The sequence below is a fragment of the Pseudolysobacter antarcticus genome (assembly GCF_004168365.1).
Taxonomy (GTDB): domain Bacteria; phylum Pseudomonadota; class Gammaproteobacteria; order Xanthomonadales; family Rhodanobacteraceae; genus Pseudolysobacter; species Pseudolysobacter antarcticus.
The window spans coordinates 494,568-509,715 of record NZ_CP035704.1 but is presented as its reverse complement, the minus strand read 5'-3'; the positions used below and the strand labels follow the sequence as shown (position 1 = coordinate 509,715).

The 15,148-nt window shown below is 60.5% G+C and carries 13 protein-coding genes and 1 pseudogene; 13 read left to right on the top strand and 1 reads right to left on the bottom strand.

Annotated elements, in window-relative coordinates:
* Positions 1-51: 51 nt before the first annotated feature.
* The 13 genes and pseudogenes from ELE36_RS02210 (at position 52) to ELE36_RS02155 (ending at position 13,587) form a co-directional block, all read left to right on the top strand.
* Complete coding sequence (locus ELE36_RS02210) at positions 52-1,098, top strand: rod shape-determining protein (RefSeq protein WP_129831537.1); 1,047 nt, start codon at positions 52-54, stop codon at positions 1,096-1,098.
* 92 nt (positions 1,099-1,190) lie between these two features.
* Positions 1,191-2,129 carry a rod shape-determining protein MreC gene (mreC, locus tag ELE36_RS02205; protein ID WP_129831536.1) on the top strand — a complete coding sequence of 313 codons (939 nt, stop codon included), beginning with the start codon at positions 1,191-1,193 and terminating at the stop codon, positions 2,127-2,129.
* On the top strand, positions 2,126-2,617 hold the full coding sequence (gene mreD, locus ELE36_RS02200) for a rod shape-determining protein MreD (protein ID WP_129831535.1): 492 nt from the start codon (positions 2,126-2,128) through the stop codon (positions 2,615-2,617). The genes mreC and mreD overlap by 4 nt, the downstream gene beginning before the upstream one ends.
* Positions 2,618-2,627: 10 nt before the next feature.
* Positions 2,628-4,499, top strand: coding sequence for a penicillin-binding protein 2 (mrdA, locus tag ELE36_RS02195; RefSeq protein WP_129831534.1), 1,872 nt, complete (start codon positions 2,628-2,630; stop codon positions 4,497-4,499).
* The gene (rodA, locus tag ELE36_RS02190; protein ID WP_129831533.1) at positions 4,496-5,614 is read left to right on the top strand and encodes a rod shape-determining protein RodA; all 1,119 of its coding nucleotides are present in this window, start codon (positions 4,496-4,498) and stop codon (positions 5,612-5,614) included. The genes mrdA and rodA overlap by 4 nt, the downstream gene beginning before the upstream one ends.
* A gap of 19 nt (positions 5,615-5,633) precedes the next feature.
* Positions 5,634-6,707: a lytic murein transglycosylase B gene (gene mltB / locus ELE36_RS02185; RefSeq protein WP_242512335.1), complete on the top strand. Its 1,074-nt coding sequence runs from the start codon at positions 5,634-5,636 to the stop codon at positions 6,705-6,707.
* A gap of 278 nt (positions 6,708-6,985) precedes the next feature.
* Positions 6,986-7,261: pseudogene (locus ELE36_RS21120) on the top strand (septal ring lytic transglycosylase RlpA family protein); the annotation flags it as partial.
* On the top strand, positions 7,256-7,567 hold the full coding sequence (locus ELE36_RS21115; protein ID WP_425480902.1) for an SPOR domain-containing protein: 312 nt from the start codon (positions 7,256-7,258) through the stop codon (positions 7,565-7,567). The pseudogene ELE36_RS21120 and the gene ELE36_RS21115, both read left to right, overlap by 6 nt.
* A 125-nt stretch (positions 7,568-7,692) precedes the next feature.
* Entirely contained in the window at positions 7,693-9,057 is a 1,365-nt protein-coding gene (locus ELE36_RS02175) for a D-alanyl-D-alanine carboxypeptidase family protein (RefSeq protein WP_129831531.1), read from the top strand.
* 10 nt (positions 9,058-9,067) lie between these two features.
* Complete coding sequence (locus ELE36_RS02170) at positions 9,068-9,355, top strand: DUF493 family protein (RefSeq protein WP_129831530.1); 288 nt, start codon at positions 9,068-9,070, stop codon at positions 9,353-9,355.
* Positions 9,356-9,362: 7 nt separating this feature from the next.
* Entirely contained in the window at positions 9,363-10,061 is a 699-nt protein-coding gene (gene lipB / locus ELE36_RS02165) for a lipoyl(octanoyl) transferase LipB (protein WP_129831529.1), read from the top strand.
* Entirely contained in the window at positions 10,058-11,041 is a 984-nt protein-coding gene (lipA, locus tag ELE36_RS02160; protein ID WP_129831528.1) for a lipoyl synthase, read from the top strand. Before lipB ends, lipA begins: the two co-directional genes overlap by 4 nt.
* Positions 11,042-11,133: 92 nt before the next feature.
* A complete protein-coding gene (locus ELE36_RS02155) occupies positions 11,134-13,587 on the top strand; it encodes a carboxy terminal-processing peptidase (RefSeq protein ID WP_129831527.1) in 2,454 nt (817 codons plus the stop codon).
* A gap of 148 nt (positions 13,588-13,735) precedes the next feature.
* Here ELE36_RS02155 and ELE36_RS02150 read toward each other — a convergent pair whose 3' ends face one another.
* Positions 13,736-15,118, bottom strand: a complete 1,383-nt coding sequence (locus ELE36_RS02150; protein WP_129831526.1) for a leucyl aminopeptidase family protein — start codon at positions 15,116-15,118, stop codon at positions 13,736-13,738.
* Between the last annotated feature and the right edge of the window lie 30 nt (positions 15,119-15,148).

Sequence of the window (15,148 nt, the reverse complement as noted above, 5' to 3'; positions counted from 1 at the left end):
GTTTTCATCTCCCAATTCTTCGCTAGTTGCGCAGCGCGCACCGGAACCCTCATGTTCAAAAGTTTACGCGGCATCTTCTCCAACGATCTTTCGATCGACCTCGGCACCGCCAACACGCTGATCTATGTGCGCGGCCAGGGCATCGTGCTGAACGAACCTTCGGTCGTGGCGATTCGCCAGGATCGCGGCCCCGGCGGCCCGCGCTCGGTGGCGGCGGTCGGCGCCGAAGCCAAACGCATGCTCGGGCGCACACCCGGCAATATCGTCACCGTGCGTCCGCTGAAAGACGGCGTGATCGCCGATTTCACCATGACCGAGCAAATGCTGCAGCACTTCATCAAGAAAGTGCATCGTTCACGCCTGCTGCGACCGAGCCCACGCGTGCTGATCTGCGTGCCGTGCGGTTCGACTCAGGTTGAGCGCCGCGCGATCAAGGAATCGGCCGAAGGCGCCGGCGCCCGCGATGTGTATCTGATCGAGGAACCGATGGCCGCGGCAATCGGCGCCGGCATTCCGGTGCACGAAGCACGCGGTGCGATGGTGCTGGATATCGGCGGCGGCACGTCGGAAGTGGCGGTGATCTCGCTCAACGGCATCGTCTACGCCGCGTCGGTACGTATCGGTGGCGACCGTTTCGACGAGGCCATCATCAACTACGTGCGCCGCAATCACGGCACTCTGATCGGCGAATCTACCGCCGAGCGCATCAAGTTCGAAGTCGGCTGTGCGTTTCCATCGACCGAGGTCAAGGAAATGGAAGTCTCCGGGCGCAATCTTGCCGAAGGCGTGCCGCGCGCATTCACGATCAACTCCAACGAAATTCTCGAAGCATTGCACGAGCCGCTCGCGGGGATTGTTGCTGCGGTTCGTTCGGCACTCGAACAAACTCCGCCGGAGCTGTGCTCGGACGTTGCCGAGCGCGGCATCGTACTCACCGGCGGCGGCGCGTTGCTGCGCGATATTGATCGCCTGATCTCGGATGAAACCGGTTTGCATGTGCATATCGCCGACGATCCGTTGACCTGCGTTGCTCGTGGTGGTGGCCGCGCGCTGGAGCTGATCGATCTGCACGGCAGCGATTTTTTCGCACCGGATTGATTCGGCGCCAGCAGGATCGGTTCTCGGCTTTTCTGATTCCATTCGTTGCGTCGTCTGCCCCGCGCTGACGACTCGATATATGCTTCAACCTTATGGCGCTTGCCCGCAACGATTCCTCGCCGCTGTTCGCCGAAGGTGCGTCAAGCACCTTGCGGCTGGTCATCTATTTGGCGCTGGCGATCACCTTGATGGTGGTTGATCGACATTTTCACTATGTCGAAATTCTGCGTACACGGACGAGTGCGGTTATCGAGCCGATTTATCGGCTCGCCGCGATGCCGGCAAAACTTGCGCACGATGCGCGCCTCGCCTTCAGTGACCGCAGTGCGTTGACCGAAGAAAATGTACGCCTGCGCGAAGCGCTGATGCTCAGTCAGACGCGCCTGAATCGGCTCGGCGTAGTGCAGGAACAAAATCAACGCCTGAAGCAATTGCTCGACGTGCAAAACGGCCTCGGCGTCGGCGTGCAACTGGCCAAGTTGATTGATCTGGATCTCGATCCGTTGCGCCATCGCATCGTGCTCGACGCCGGCAGCAGCGAAGGTGTCAGCGTCGGCCAAGCGCTGATCGATGCGCATGGTGTGGTCGGGCAAATCATCGAAGTCCTGCCGCACACGTCCAAGGCCATGCTCATCACCGATCCAAGCCATGCCTTGCCGGTGCGCATTGAGCGCAGTGGTGTGCGCGTGATTGCCACTGGTACGGGCGCCGTGGATCGGCTGGATCTGCTCAACATCCCGGCCAGCGCGGATGTAAAAATCGGCGACAAACTCGTGACCTCGGGTTTCGGCGGACGTTTCCCGGCGGGATTTCCGGTCGGCGAAATCATCGAAGTGAAAAATGATCCGTCGGGACTTTTCGGCGCTGCGGTGGCGCGACCGAGCGCGGAGTTGGATCGCGCCGGCGAAGTACTGTTGCTGCATGAGCTGGCCGATCCGATCGGTCCGCCGCCGCCGGCACAAACACCCGGACCACCGTCCCCAGCCGTACCGAAAACTATCACTGCACCTGCAGCGCAAACGACGCCATGAACCATCTCCGCGCTCATGGTCTGTTGTTTTACGGCAGCATTCTCGCGGCGTTCATGCTGCAACTCGCACCGATGCCGCAAGCATTGCTCGCATTCAAGCCTTACTGGCCCGCGCTGGTGTTGGTGTACTGGGCGCTGGAGGCGCCAGATCGGGTCGGTCTGGGTTTCGCTTTCCTGCTCGGATTGTGCGGCGATGTGCTCACCGGAGAAGTGCTCGGCGAACAGGCGCTACGTCTCGTCGCGCTCACCTTCATCGTGCTGCGCTTTCGTTCGCGTTTGCGATTTTTCCCGATGTGGCAACAAGCCGTGGCGATACTTGCGTTACTGCTGAATGACCGCGTCGTGCTGCTGATGATGCGTGCATTCGGTGGCGATCCACGACCACCAGCGACGTTCTGGATCGCGCCTTTTATCGGCATGCTGGCATGGCCGTGGATTTTCCTGCTGCTGGACGATCTGCGCTCGCGCTTGCGTGCGCGGGACGCATGAAAACCAACCGATGAAATCCTATTCGCGCATTACTGCAATCAAGGACACGGCGCGCGAGGCGGATCAGTTCCGAATCCGCGCGATCATCGGTTTTGCGACGATCGTGCTCGCCTTGAGCGCGCTGGTTGCGCGCTTTTATCACCTGCAGGTACAACGGCATGACGAATTCACCACACGCTCGGAAGCCAACCGCATCCGCTTGCATTGGCTGGCGCCGGCACGCGGTCTGATCTATGACCGCAACGGCGTGCTGCTTGCCGACAACGTGCCAGCGTATCGCCTAGAAGTGGTGCCCGAGCACGCCGGCAAACTCGATCCGATGCTGCAGGAACTCGGCGCGGTCGTGCCGCTGTCGGATGACGACATCGAACATTTTCGCCAGCTCGTGGCGGGCACGCCGAGGTATGACAGCATCCCGCTGCGCCTGCATTTGAGCGAGGACGAGGTCGCGCGTTTTGCGATCAATCGTTATCGTTTTCCCGGCGTCGATGTCGTCCCCTATTTGACCCGGCGTTATCCGCTGGCGAATGAATTTTCGCATCTGGTCGGTTATGTCGGGCGCATCGATCTGGCCGACAAGGCACAACTCGATCCCGGTCGGTATGCAGTCACCACACTGGTCGGCAAGATTGGCATCGAGCGTTATTACGAAGACATGCTGCATGGCGAACCAGGCTATGAAAGAGTCGAGTCGAATGCCGATGGGCGTGCGCTGCGCGTGCTCGATCGCATTGCGCCGACACCCGGAAAAAATCTGTATCTGAGTATCGATGCACGTTTGCAAACAGTGGCAGAAGACGCGTTTGTCGGGCGCACCGGCTCGGCCGTCGCGGTCGATCCGCGCAACGGCGAAGTGTTGGCGATGGTCAGCGTGCCGGGTTTCGATCCGAATCTTTTCGTCAACGGTATCGGCCACAGCGACTACAACGCGCTACTCAGTGCGCCGGAAAAGCCGCTGCTGAATCGCGCCGTCAGCGGCAATTTCACGCCGGGTTCGACGGTCAAGCCGTTCGTTGCGATGGCCGGCCTCGGCCTCGGCGTGCGCAAGGCGACCGACACGGTGTTCTCCACCGGCGAATTCCATATCGCCGGCCAGCAACGTGCTTATCGCGACGATCTGCGCGGCGGTCACGGTCGCGTGGATGTGATCGAGGCGATCGCGCGTTCGGTGAATACCTATTTTTATTCGCTCGCGCAGGACATGGGCATCGATCGTTTTGCGGATTACCTCGTGCAATTCGGTTTCGGCGAAAAAACCGGTATCGACCTGCCGACCGAAAGCCGCGGCGTGCTGCCCTCGCGCGACTGGAAAATGGCGACACAGGGCAAGGTCTGGTATCCGGGCGAAACTGTGATCGCCGGCATCGGTCAGGGTTATTGGGTGATCACCCCGGTGCAACTCGCGAATGCGCTGGCGATTCTTGCGGGCAAGGGTGAACGCCGCCAGATTCATTTGTTGCATGCCACACAAGATGGCTTCGGCAAACCGCAGGTATTGCAGCCAATACCAGCCGCAGCGCCGAGTTTCATCAAACCCGCCGACTGGAATGCAGTGGCGCAAGGCATGATCGCAGTGGTCAATGGCGACGGCACCGCGCGCGGTCTGGGTGATGGATTTCCGTACGTCATCGCCGGCAAGACCGGCACCGCCGAGCGTTATTCGCGCACCACCGAAGCGTGGCAGAACATCATGGAAACCGCCGTCGATCGACATCAGGTGTTGTTCGAGGCTTTCACCCCGGCCGAGTCTGCGCGCATCGCGGTAGTGGTCGCGCTCGAAGCCGGCCACACCGGCGCCAGCGACGCCGCGCCGATCGCACGCAAGATGCTGGATTCGTGGCTCACCACGGACGCCGCGGCCGGCATCGGAGTGCTGAAATGATCGAGCAGTTGATCTGGCGCTGGCGCGAACGCGCGCGCAGTTCGGTGCAACACGCACGCCTCGACTGGCCGTTGCTCGGCGCGCTGTTCCTGCTCGCAAGTATCGGCCTCAGTACGCTTTACAGCGCGAGTGAACTGAACTTGAGCCTGGTCGTCGGCCAAGGTTCGCGCATGCTGCTGGGCGGCATGATGCTGCTGCTGATCTCGCGTATTCCACCCAGCATCCTGCGCAACTGGACGCCGTGGTTGTACGGCTTCAGCCTGCTGCTGCTGGTCGTCGTAGCCCTGCTCGGTCATGGTCGCGGCGCGAATCGCTGGCTTGCGATCGGGCCGATTCGTTTCCAGCCATCCGAGCTCATGAAGCTGACTCTGCCGATGATGGTGGCGTGGTATCTGCACGCGCGCCCGTTGCCGCCGCGCTGGTCGGCGTTGTTGATCGTTGCGGTACTGGTCGGTGTGCCGGCGCTGCTGATCGCCAAGCAGCCGGATCTCGGTACCGCGCTATTGGTTGCAGCGAGCGGGTTGTTCGCGATCTTCCTCGCCGGACTGGGTTGGTGGCGCATCTTCAGCCTGGCCGGCGTGATGGCCGCAGCGGCGCCGTTGTTGTGGCATTTCATGCACGAATACCAGCGCAACCGTTTGCGCATGTTTCTCGATCCCGAATCCGATCCACGCGGCAACGGCTGGCACATCATACAGTCCGAAATTGCGGTGGGCTCGGGCGGGTTGTTCGGCAAGGGCTGGCATCATGGCACGCAGTCGCGGCTGGAGTTTTTGCCGGAACACACCACCGATTTCATCTTCGCCGTGTTCTCGGAAGAATGGGGCCTGATCGGTGTCGCCGTGCTGATCGGTTTATATCTTTTCATCGTCGGCCGCGGCCTGTGGATTGCATCGAACGCGCGCGACACCTATTCGCGCCTGCTGGCCGGCTCGATCAGCATGGCGTTTTTTGTCTATGTGATGGTCAATGGCGGCATGATCACTGGCTTGTTGCCAGTGGTCGGCGTGCCACTGCCGCTGGTGAGCAACGGCGGCACTTCGGCGGTATCGCTGCTGGCCGGTTTCGGCGTGCTGATGTCGATTCACGGCCACCGCAAGTTGGTCTCACGTTAAGTCAGCTGGCGCAGTGCGCGTGTTACAGTATGTCGCGATTTTCACCCCATCCTTGCCCGCCCGTTTCCGCATGATGCAACGCTGTTTTTCCCTCTTGTTCGGCATGCTCGCCTGGAGCGCCGCCATCGCGTTGGAAGCGCCGGCGGAAAGCCATCCCGGCGCACGCGCATTCGCCGCCGAACTGGCGCGCGATCCGCTCGCGATCGAGCAAGGTTTGAGCGAGGCGGCAATCCTCGCGACGCTGGATCAGGCGCGTTACCAGCAAACCATCATCGATGCGATTTCGCGGCCCGCCGAATCCAAGGCGTGGAAGGATTACCGGCCGATTTTCCTGACCGACAAACGCATCAACGACGGCGTCGCGTTTTATCGCGCGCACGCCGATTTGCTGCAGCGTCTCGAAAAAGAATTCGGCGTGCCGGCGAGCATCATCGTCACGATCATCGGTGTGGAAACCAGTTACGGTCGGATCACCGGCAAATATCGCGTGCTCGACGCGCTCACCACGCTGGCATTTTATTACCCGGCACGCGCACCGTTTTTCCAGGGTGAACTGAAGCAGTTGTTCCTGCTGCACGGCACGCGTTTTCCGTACGCCACCACCGAACTCATGGGCTCGTATGCCGGTGCGATGGGCTGGGGCCAGTTCATGCCCAGCAGCATCGCCAAATTTGCGCGCGACGAAGACAGCGACGGCAAGATCGATCTGTGGAATTCGATTTCCGACATCTGCGCCAGCGTCGCCAATTATTTCACCGCACACGGCTGGCAGACCGGCGGCCCGGTCGCGGTGCGCGCAAACGTGGACAAGAACGCGCGCGTGATCACGCCGGGCTCGCTCGAACCGGTGTACCCGCTGACGCAACTCGAAGAATGGGGCTATCACCTCGGCAGTAATCCGGGTGGCGCGAAACCCGATGGCCAGACGCCGGTCACCCTGCTGCAGCTCGAAGGCGCAGAAGGCACGGAATTCTGGATCGTGTTCCAGAATTTCTACGTCATCTCGCGCTACAACCGTAGCCCGCTCTACAGCATGGCGGTATTGCAGTTGAGCGAGGCGATCACGCGCGAGTTGAGCAAACCGGCGCAATGAGAAATTTTTCGGCGCGGCTAATCGTGACGATCGCCGGTTTGCTGCTCGGTGCGTGCTCGCACCAGCCGACGCGCAGCAGCGCGCCCGCACCGCATCCGCCGGAACGCTCGCTGCCGTCGATACCGCCGAACCAGGACAGCGGCCCAATGGTCGCGCCCGATGTCAGCAATATTCCCGAGCCCGTGCCGAAATCTGAACCGCTCGCAAAATACGGCAACAAATCGCCGTACAGCGTGCTCGGCCAGGATTACAAAGTGCTGCCACGCGCCGAAGGTTATGTCGAACGCGGCATCGCCTCGTGGTACGGCAACAAATTCCACGGTCAGTTCACTTCGACGCGCGAACCGTACGACATGTACTTGTTCACCGCAGCGCACAAGACCTTACCGATCCCGTGTTTTGCGCGTGTCACCAATCTCGAAAACGGTCGCAGCATCGTCGTGCGCGTGAACGATCGCGGCCCGTTTGTGGACAATCGCATCATGGATTTGTCGCTGGTCGCCGCGGTCAAGCTCGGTATCTGGCAGAAAGGCACGGGACTGGTCGAAGTGCGCGTGATCGATCCGTTGCGCACGAATGCGGAACCCGCGCCGGCGCCGGCGGTCGTAGCTCGCTTGCATACACCAAAAATTTATCTGCAGGTCGGCGCATTTGGCGAACGTGCGAATGCCGAGCGCGCAGCAGCAACCATTCAGCGCGCAAAGCTCGGTGATGTCCGTATCGTGCACGGCGATGCCGGCGGACATGGCATCGATCGGGTCCGCATCGGCCCGCTCGCCGATGTCGATAGCGCCGACCGGATCACGCCGCAAGTGCGCGCGCTGGGACTGGGCGAGCCACGTGTCGCGCTGGACGACTGAGTGGATGTCGGATCGTTTGGTAATTGCTTGCGCCAGACCACCGCCATTTTTCGAACATTTTTTCGGATCAATCTCTTCGAGATCAATCTTTTCAGGATTACCCTTCTCAGATCATGGAATTATCGATGAACCTGTTGTATCGCGTGTTGTTGGGCGCTGCGCTCGCCACGACCTTGTCGGCCCCGGCGCTGGCAAAAAAACACACCAAACCTGCCGCTGCGGCCACGGATTCCAGCCAGCCGGCGCCCGCACCGAATGCTGCGGCGGCTAGCTCGGCAGCAACACCAGCAACAGCCACGCCGCAAGCTGGGCCGCATCCCGATTCGGCAAAACCCGGTGCGCTGAATGTGCCCACACCGCCGGCGCCGGAATTCAACGCCAAAAGTTACGTGTTGATGGATTTCGTCAGCGGCCAGTTGCTGGTATCGAGCAATCCCGATGAACGTGTCGAACCCGCATCGATCACCAAGATCATGACCTCGTACGTCGTCTCCGCCGAGCTCGCCGCGGGCAAGGTGAAGATGGAGGATGACGTTTTCATCAGCGAAAACGCGTGGCGCGGCGGCGGCGCGGGTACCGATGGCTCGACCAGTTTTCTGGTGCTGAATTCCAAGGTCAAGCTCAAGGATCTGCTGTACGGCATGATCATCCAGTCCGGCAACGATGCGGCGATCGCGCTGGCCGAACATATCGCCGGCTCGGAAACCACGTTCGCCGAACTGATGAACCAGTACGCCGCCAAACTCGGCATGACCAACTCGCACTTCGTCGATGTCAGCGGCCTGCCGAACGCCGATCATTACACCACCGCGCACGATATCGCGCTGTTGTCGCGAGCGCTGATCCGCGATTATCCGCAGGATTACGCGATCTACTCGATCAAGGAATTCGAGTGGAACGGCATCAAGCAGCACAATCGCAATACCTTGTTGTGGCGGGATGCCAGCGTCGACGGCATCAAGACCGGCCACACCAAGTCGGCCGGGTTTTGCCTCGCGGCATCGGCCAAGCGCGGCGATCAGCGCCTGATCAGCGTGATCATGGGCGACAGCGGCGAGAAACAACGCGCAGACGACAGCCAGGCACTGCTGAACTACGGCTTCCGCTTTTTCGAAAGCCATAAACTCTACGAAGGCAACAAGCCGCTGGTCACGCCGGTATTGTGGAAGGGCGAATTCGATGCACTGCCGCTCGGCATCGCCGAGGATTTGCTGGTGACGTTGCCGCGCGGTCGCTACGGCGACTTGAAAGCAAGCATGGATCTCCCAAATCATTTGATTGCGCCGTTCACGAAGGGTCAACAGGTCGGTACGCTAAAACTTGCGCTGGATGGCAAGCCGCTGCTCGAGCGCCCGCTGATCACATTGAACGCTGCGGCTTCCGGTGGTTATTGGCATAGCTTCACCGATGGCATGGGGCTGTGGTGGAAGGGTGACAAACCCGACGTGGCGGTCAAGCCGCCGGAAGCGCGACTGCCGGATAACAGATAAGAGGTTGCTGATGAAAACGCTCGACGATCTCAAGCCGGAAAATCCCGAACAGGGATTTCAGTTTCCTGGCGTGTTTGAAATCACCGTGCTCGGCGCGGCGGATGCACAGCTCGAATCGCGCATCCCCTCGATCCTCGCCGAGCTCGGCTTGAGCGTGCTCGCCGGCATGCACAGCCGCACCTCCAGCGAAGGTCGTTATCTGTCGCTGACCTTGAGTTTTGCGTGCCCGAGCCGCGAAAAATACGATGCCGCTCACGCCGCATTGCGCGCTGATCCCGCCGTCCGCTGGACAATCTGAGCTCACAATGGCCGAACTTGCGCCGCTGCTGATCCGCCATCTTGGTCGTCGCGATTTTGTGTCGGTGTGGCGCGAGATGGAAGCCTTCACCGATGCCCGCGATGACAATACCGGTGACGAAGTCTGGCTGGTGCAGCACGATCCGGTGTTTACGCTCGGTCAGGCCGGCAAACCCGAACACGTGCTCGACGCGCGCGATATTCCGCTGGTGCAGACTAATCGCGGCGGCCAGGTGACTTATCACGGCCCGGGCCAGATCGTGGCGTATCCGTTGATCGACCTGCGCCGTGTCGGCATCGGCGTGCGCGAGTTCGTTTGCCGCATCGAGCAGGCCATCATCGACACTCTCGCGCATTGGAATATCGAAGCGCTGCGCCGCGAAAACGCGCCCGGGGTATATGTCGCCGGCGCCAAGGTCGGCGCGCTCGGCCTGCGCGTGCGCCGCGGCTGCACGTTTCACGGCCTTGCTCTAAATGTGGCGATGGATCTCCAACCGTTCCGTCGCATCAACCCGTGCGGCTACCAGGGTTTGCAGGTCACCCAGGTCAGCGATCTCGGTGGCCCGTCACGCATCGAGGATGTCGAAGCCGTGCTGCTAGTCGAACTCGCGCAGCAACTCGGACTGGAATTGCGCGAGACCAATCCCCACTTGTCTTTAACTGCTGCTGGCACTGCCAACGGCGCGAATGTTAGCCTGCCCGCATGAATGAATCAGCCTCCAAGATTATCCCGCTCGTTGTCGTCGGCGAAAAAATGCTCGGCGAGGACAAGATCGCGCGCAATCGTGCGCAATTTGACAGCGCCCCGGCGCTGCGCAAACCGAGCTGGATTCGCGTGCGTATTCCGCAGGGCAACGCGGTCGCCAAGCTCAAATCCAAGTTGCGCGAAAACTCGCTGGTGACAGTGTGCGAAGAAGCCTCGTGTCCGAATATCCACGAGTGTTTTTCGAAAGGCACGGCCACGTTCATGATCCTCGGCGAGGTCTGCACGCGGCGCTGCTCGTTCTGCGATGTCGCGCATGGCCGACCGAAACCGCCGGATCTGCACGAGCCTGCCAATCTCGCGCGCACGATCCACGACATGGGCCTGCGTTATGTTGTGATCACCTCGGTCGACCGCGACGATCTGCGCGATGGCGGTGCGGCGCATTTTGCCGAATGCATCCGCCAGGTGCGCGCAAGTAGTCCGACCACCAAGATCGAAATCCTCACGCCGGATTTCCGCGGCAAGGGCCGCATGGAACGCGCTCTCGAAGTGCTCAATGAATCGCCACCGGACGTGTTCAACCACAATCTCGAAACCGTGCGCGAGCTTTACAGCGGCGTGCGCCCGGGTGCCGATTACGACTGGTCGCTGAGCCTGCTGCAACGCTTCAAGGCGCAGCATCCGAACGTGCCGACCAAGTCCGGCATCATGCTCGGTCTCGGCGAAACCAAGGAACAAGTGCACGGCGCAATGAACGATTTGCGCGCGCACGATGTCGATATGGTCACTATCGGGCAATACCTGCAGCCGACTGCGCATCATCATCCGGTGCTGCGCTACTGGACGCCGGACGAATTCCAGGCGCTGGCGGATTACGGTCATGCGCTCGGTTTCAGTCATGTGGCCTCAGGGCCGCTGGTGCGCTCGTCGTACCATGCCGATGAAATGGCGCACGCCGCAGGTTATGTCGACGTCGCCTGATCTAGTCAATACATCGTGTTGGATCAGCTCGCACCAAGTGATTCCACACACCATTATTTGTTCCACCAAACCAGTTTTTGCGGAGAGATGTAATGCGTAGACACGTGCTCTGGATCGCCCTGTGTGTGGCGACGTTTGCCCAAGCCAAACCCGCAGCCGATAGTCTCGGAGCACCGCTGCTCAAGGCCACGCCGGAGCAAGGTCAGGCGGCGATTCTCGCGACCAACTACTGGACCAAGTTCCATTACAAGGCGATCCCGCTCGACAGCGCGATGTCGGGGAAAATCTTCGATCATTACCTGAATTCGCTGGATGCCGAGCGTCTGTTTTTTGTGCAGTCGGATGTCGACAAATTCCTGCCGGCGCGCGAGAAACTCGGTGAGGCGATCAACACTCAGAACCTGACCGTACCGTTCGATATCTTCAACCTTTACGAGCAGCATGTCGCCGAGCGCACCGCGTTTGCACGCAGTCTGCTGGCCAAGGGTTTCGACTTCAGCCAGGACGAAAGTTACAGCTACGAACGCGACAAATTGCCGTGGGCGAAATCGCAGGAAGAACTCAATGACGTCTGGCGCAAGCGCGTCAAGAATGATTGGCTGCGCTTGAAACTTGCCAAAGAAAAAGAACCCGCGAAAGATAGCGTCGCGACAAAAGCGGGCGCACCGAACGACAAGACGACGGATAAAGCCGCGACAAAAACTGCAGCGGCCAGCAGCACGGCCAAGCCGCAGGATATCGATGCGGAAATCCGCAAGACCCTCGACAAGCGGTATGCGACGTATCTGGATCGCGTCAAGAAGCTCAACGGCGAAGACGTGTTCCAGACCTTCATGAATGCGTACGCGATGTCGATCGAGCCGCACACCAATTACCTCGGACCGCGCGCTTCGGAAAATTTCGATATCGCGATGAAACTGTCGCTCGAAGGGATCGGCGCGGTGCTGCAGGCGAATGACGAATACACTGTGATCCGCGAAATCGTGCCGGGCGGCCCGGCGGCGTTGTCGGGCAAGATCAAGGTCGGCGATCGCATCGTCGGTGTTGGGCAGGGCGAAAATGGCCAGCTCACCGACGTGTTGGGCTGGCGTCTCGACGATGTGGTCGAGCAGATTCGCGGCACCAAGGACACCGTGGTGCGGCTGGATGTGTTGCCGGTCGATGTCGGCCCCGATGGCAAACACGAGCTGATTCCGATCGTGCGCAAGAAAGTGAATATCGAGGAGCAGGCGGCAAAAAGTTCGGTGATCGAAACCAAGGATGGCGATGTCGTGCATCGCATCGGCGTGATCACGCTGCCAAGTTTTTATCAGGATTTTGATGCACACCGTCGCGGCGACAAGGATTATCGCAGCGCCACCAAGGACGTGGCGAAACTGCTGACCGAACTCAAGGCGCAGAACGTCGAAGGCGTGATGGTCGACCTGCGCAATGACGGCGGTGGTTCGTTGAACGAGGCCGCCGATCTCACCGGCTTGTTCATCGACAAGGGTCCGGTCGTGCAGGTGCGTAACGCGCAAGGAAAAATCGATTCCGAAGACGACAGCACACCCGGCATGACGTGGGAAGGCCCGCTCGCGGTATTGGTGAATCGCAACTCTGCATCCGCATCGGAAATTTTTGCCGCGGCAATCCAGGATTACGGTCGCGGCCTGATCGTCGGCGAGCCGACTTATGGCAAGGGCACGGTGCAGAACCTGCTCGATCTCGATCAGTACATGCACAATGAGAAACCCGTTTACGGCGAGCTCAAGAGCACGATCGCGCAATTCTTCCGCATCAATGGCGGCACCACGCAGTTGCGCGGCGTCACGCCCGACATCAACGTACCGGTGACCGGCGACTTCGACGAGAACGGTGAGCAGGCGTTCGACAAGCAAGGTTTCACGTCATTGCCGTGGACTTCGATCCCGCCCGCCGAATACAAACCGGTTGCCGATCTGAAAGGCCTGGTGCCGTTGCTGCAGACACGACACGACGCCCGCGTTGCCAAGGACAAGACCTGGAGCGATTGGCAGGAAGACGTGACCGAGGCACGCAAGCTGCGCAAGCAGACCACGATCTCGCTCAACGAAACCGTGCGCCGCAAGGAACGCGACGAGCAGGAAGCGCGACGCAAGGCACACGCCGACGATCTCGCATCGGCCATGCCGACCGATCCGGCCAGCAAGACCAGTGATCGGATCAACAAGGATTCGGCGCGCGTGGGCAAACCCGATCATGCCAATGCCGACAGCCTTGCCGCGGTGAAGACCGATGACATCGTCAAAGATAGCAAGCCCGCCAAAGCCGCCGATGCGAATACAAGTTCGGTGCTAAATGACGATAGCGAATCCGCCACGCCGACCAGCGACGACGGTTTGCAGGCCGACGAACGCAATCTGAAATCCGACCTCGCTGCGGAAGCGAAACGTAAGCAGGCGAAAGATGTGCTGCTGCAGGAAGCCGCGCGCATCGTCAGTGACGAAGTGACCTTGATCAAGAACGACACACAACTCGCCGAGCGCGTATTGCCGCATTCGCCGAACAAGGCCGAGATGAATTAAGCGGCAGGAAAATCTTGTCGTGTTATTCGGACGGCGATGCAGCGAGAGTTGTATCGCCGTTTGTTTTTGCTGACCGGCATATCGTTTCGGTCGATACCGCGCGATGGATCTGATATCGCTGGCAGCCGTCCATGAATCAGCTATACGATTATTCCGATGAATAACGCTTCTGCAAGAAATCAAAATAAGCACGCAAACCCTGCGCCTCGCCGCCTTTCGGCCGGCCCGGACGATCGGCGTCGTTCCACGAATAGACGTCCAGATGCGACCACGCCTGCGTCTCGGGCACAAAGCGTTGCAGGTACAGAGCAGCGGTGATCGCGCCAGCGTGGCGCGAGGCACCGGCGTTGGCCATGTCGGCGATCGAGGAATCAAGCATGCTGCGATACGGCTGCCATAACGGCAGACGCCACAGTGGATCGCTGACCTCGCGACTGCTCGCGAGCAGGCCATCGGCAATGTCATCGCGGTTGCTGAAAAGTACCGGCAATTCCGGCCCGAGCGCGATGCGCGCGGCGCCCGTGAGCGTGGCGAAATCGAGGATCAGATCAGGCGACTGTTCGACCGCATAACTCAGCGCATCGCCGAGGATCACACGACCTTCGGCATCGGTATTGTCGATCTCGACCGTGACTCCACTGCGCGTGCGGATCACTTCGCCGGGTCGGTACGCGTTGCCGGCAATCGAGTTCTCCACCGCCGGAATCAGCAGGGTCAGGCGCACCGGCAATTTTGCCGCCATCACGAGGCCAGCCAACGCGATCGCATGCGCCGCGCCACCCATGTCCTTTTTCATCCAGCGCATGCCATCGGCGGGTTTGATGTCGAGCCCGCCGGTATCGAAGCACACGCCCTTGCCGATCAGCACGAGATGCGGCGCGGCGTTGTTGCCCCAGCGTAATTCGGCGAGACGCGGCGCGCGATGACTGGCGCGACCGACGGCATGGATCGCAGGAAAATTCGCGTCGAGCAAGGCATCACCGATCCAGTCGCGATAATCCGCGCCATGCGTTTGCGCGAGCGTCTGGACGGCAGCAGCGAGTTCGACCGGACCGAGATCTTCGGTCGGGGTATTGATCAGATCACGCGTATGGTAGATGCCATCCAGCAGCGGCTGTACGGCAGCCAGGGTTGCGGCATCGACCGCGAGTTCTGCCGCTGCGCGCGCGGGCTTTTTGTAGCGCCCGAAATGATAAACACCGAGTGCCCAACCCAGCGCCGCACGCTGCGGATCCAGCGCCACTTCGCCGGCGTTATCGAGGTGATAAATGCCGGCCGGAAGACGCCGCGGCAATGCTGCCAGCGCATAAATATCGGCGGTATTCGCAACGCCGATCAACACCGCGTGCAAGCTGCCATCGGGCTTGGGCAACAGGCACACGCTGCCGACCTCGGCGCGAAAATCGTTGGCATTTATCCATGTCTTTTGACTGGTTTCGAGCTGCTGCAGAACCCCACTCAAGCTTGCTGCCGTGACGGGCAATATCGCTATCGATGAAGCGGTGGTCTGGCGCTCGATCAGGGCGTGCATCGGTATTCCTTTGATGAGAAAAGTGGCGGC

What these genes read in the sequence shown, in the direction of transcription:
- ELE36_RS02210 (WP_129831537.1), top strand. Translation starts at nt 52, where the DNA reads ATGTTCAAAAGTTTACGCGGCATCTTCTCCAACGATCTTTCGATCGAC.
- mreC (WP_129831536.1), top strand. Translation starts at nt 1,191, where the DNA reads ATGGCGCTTGCCCGCAACGATTCCTCGCCGCTGTTCGCCGAAGGTGCG.
- mreD (WP_129831535.1), top strand. Translation starts at nt 2,126, where the DNA reads ATGAACCATCTCCGCGCTCATGGTCTGTTGTTTTACGGCAGCATTCTC.
- mrdA (WP_129831534.1), top strand. Translation starts at nt 2,628, where the DNA reads ATGAAATCCTATTCGCGCATTACTGCAATCAAGGACACGGCGCGCGAG.
- rodA (WP_129831533.1), top strand. Translation starts at nt 4,496, where the DNA reads ATGATCGAGCAGTTGATCTGGCGCTGGCGCGAACGCGCGCGCAGTTCG.
- ELE36_RS02175 (WP_129831531.1), top strand. Translation starts at nt 7,693, where the DNA reads ATGAACCTGTTGTATCGCGTGTTGTTGGGCGCTGCGCTCGCCACGACC.
- ELE36_RS02170 (WP_129831530.1), top strand. Translation starts at nt 9,068, where the DNA reads ATGAAAACGCTCGACGATCTCAAGCCGGAAAATCCCGAACAGGGATTT.
- lipB (WP_129831529.1), top strand. Translation starts at nt 9,363, where the DNA reads ATGGCCGAACTTGCGCCGCTGCTGATCCGCCATCTTGGTCGTCGCGAT.
- lipA (WP_129831528.1), top strand. Translation starts at nt 10,058, where the DNA reads ATGAATGAATCAGCCTCCAAGATTATCCCGCTCGTTGTCGTCGGCGAA.
- ELE36_RS02155 (WP_129831527.1), top strand. Translation starts at nt 11,134, where the DNA reads ATGCGTAGACACGTGCTCTGGATCGCCCTGTGTGTGGCGACGTTTGCC.
- ELE36_RS02150 (WP_129831526.1), bottom strand. Translation starts at nt 15,118, where the DNA reads ATGCACGCCCTGATCGAGCGCCAGACCACCGCTTCATCGATAGCGATA.